The sequence below is a fragment of the Bradyrhizobium sp. NBAIM08 genome, from assembly GCF_020193935.1.
GTDB classification, from domain to species: domain Bacteria; phylum Pseudomonadota; class Alphaproteobacteria; order Rhizobiales; family Xanthobacteraceae; genus Bradyrhizobium; species Bradyrhizobium yuanmingense.
Genome location: NZ_JADYVR010000544.1, coordinates 1 through 431, shown reverse-complemented (window position 1 = coordinate 431; position 431 = coordinate 1). Strand labels below are relative to the sequence as shown.

The 431-nt window shown below is 70.8% G+C and carries 1 protein-coding gene; it reads left to right on the top strand.

All coding sequences use genetic code 11. The annotated features are described in order from the left end of the window. Positions 1 to 431 (top strand): sensor histidine kinase (locus I6F37_RS40860; RefSeq protein WP_368736829.1); only part of this gene is annotated, 431 nt, incomplete at both ends.

Below are 431 nucleotides of genomic sequence, written 5' to 3'. Positions count from 1 at the left end.
TCACCAACTACTGCAACGGGATGGTGTCGCGCGTCCGCGCCGAGACGATCGCGCCGCCCGACCTGATCGCCGCGCTGCAGAAGACCGCGCGCCAGGCCGAACGCGCCGGGCAGATCATCCACCGCATCCGCGCCTTCGTGAAACGCAGCGAGCCGCAGCGCCAGCCGGCGCAGGCGCGCCAGATCGTCGAGGACGCGGTCGACCTCGCCGGCATCGAGCTGCGGCGGCGCAACGTCGCGATCCACACCTACATCGCGCAGCGGCTGCCGACGATCATGGCCGACCCGATCCTGATCGAGCAGGTCGTTCTGAACCTGCTGAAGAACGCGGCCGAGGCGATCGACGAGGCGCAGCTGCCGCCGGCGCGCCGCCACATCGAGCTGCGCGTCGTCCCGCGGCACAGCGCGGAAGAAGGCGGCGTCATCGAGTTC